We start from the raw sequence: 1,437 nt of genomic DNA, 5'->3' as shown, positions 1-1,437 counted from the left end.
CACCCGTCCGCCGCTCGCCGCCCATAGACGCACCCGAAGGATTGTTTATGTCGCTGCCGCTCGACTTGCATGTGTTAGGCCTGCCGCCAGCGTTCAATCTGAGCCATGATCAAACTCTTCAATTAAAATTTGATTTGCTGCTAAATAAATAGCGGCTCAATGAATACTGTTAATCCATTACCGAAGTAATGAATGAATTGACTGTGCCGATACTCTTCTTAAAAAGAAGCGAATCGATTTGGTCACTCAGTTTCATTGATAATTCTTTTGTTGACTATCATTTCACGAGTGCCCACACAGATTGCATGGTCAAATTGTTAAAGAACAATGTTTGTCACAACCGCTCTGATTCAGTGCTTTGCCGTGACAACGGAGGCGCATTATAGAGACTTGGTTGGCTTTGGCAATACTTAAAACGTAATTATTTCACCAAAACAAACCAAGCGATTATAAATTAATCAATAGCTGCAAATTCAGCCGAATTTACCAACTAAACTTCAGCTTGTTCTTCTATCCGCGCTACTAACTCTGCTGGTAATTCCAGTGCCTTGGCCAACTCATCGAGATATGCTCGCTCTAAAAAATGGTCCACATCTATTGCGAGAAGCGAAACCAGATACACTTCAGATGCCAATGCCATATTATCCACCTGTTTGCTAAGCGCCTTCGGATCCAGTGGTGCATCTACCCATTGCAAAATAGCAGTCTCGCTATCAAGTCCTAAGTTCTGCTCGGCAGCCCAATTGGTAATGGCAGCACGTTCCTGCTGATCAATATGCCCATCAGATTTAGCGGCAAATACCATTGCCTGAATAAGCAAACCCGCCTTATCGTCGAGTTGCTGCTGAAATACAGGCTCAGAAACTGACGCTTTACTCGGCGTCGCCTCATCTTGCTGCCATTTTTTGTATGCCTGATAGGCCAATGTTCCCACCAGTGCGGTACCACCGACGGCTGCAGCCTTTGTCCCGTATTTTTTCGCTAGCTTGCGGGTTTTCTTATTCCCAAGCAACCCACCAACCAAACCACCGCCTAATGCGCCTTTAAGAAGGTCGTTTGACGAACTGGATTGCTTACCGGAATCTGTTTTCCCTTTATCTAGGTATTTGCTTGCCTCGCCCAGCAACTTATCCATCATTGATTTCATACTTCCTCCGCTTTCTTATTTTCCTGGCATTTTATTTAGGCTCTGTAAGAGAGTTTAAAAAGGGAGTGGGTTTCAGTGCCTAAGTTATCTCGTTCTTTATGACACTACGTAGGCTAGTTAAACGGGGATGAATAAGAAATGAATGTAAAGGTAAAGGAATGTAAAAAATGTATGGTCCGCCCCGTTATTGCAACTACAATTTCTAATGACGGGGTTGGTTTGCGCTAATGTATTCGGAGTCACTTTTGGGTGCTCCCGCATCCCAGCTCCACGATGATATCCGCGCCAGA

General features: G+C 44.7%; 1 protein-coding gene and 1 rRNA gene. Both read right to left on the bottom strand.

Annotation, left to right across the window (positions count from 1 at the left end; all coding sequences use genetic code 11):
• A 16S ribosomal RNA gene (locus tag C9J01_RS29315) occupies positions 1 to 125 on the bottom strand; the annotation flags it as partial.
• 365 nt (positions 126 to 490) lie between these two features.
• Entirely contained in the window at positions 491 to 1,147 is a 657-nt protein-coding gene (locus tag C9J01_RS29310; protein ID WP_107301571.1) for a tellurite resistance TerB family protein, read from the bottom strand.
• Between the last annotated feature and the right edge of the window lie 290 nt (positions 1,148 to 1,437).

The sequence above is a fragment of the Photobacterium rosenbergii genome (assembly GCF_003026455.1).
Taxonomy (GTDB): domain Bacteria; phylum Pseudomonadota; class Gammaproteobacteria; order Enterobacterales; family Vibrionaceae; genus Photobacterium; species Photobacterium rosenbergii.
This window is presented reverse-complemented; position numbering and strand designations above follow the sequence as displayed.

Bases quoted from the DNA above. Each gene is read 5' to 3' on its own strand.
- C9J01_RS29310 (WP_107301571.1), bottom strand. From the start codon at position 1,147: ATGAAATCAATGATGGATAAGTTGCTGGGCGAGGCAAGCAAATACCTA.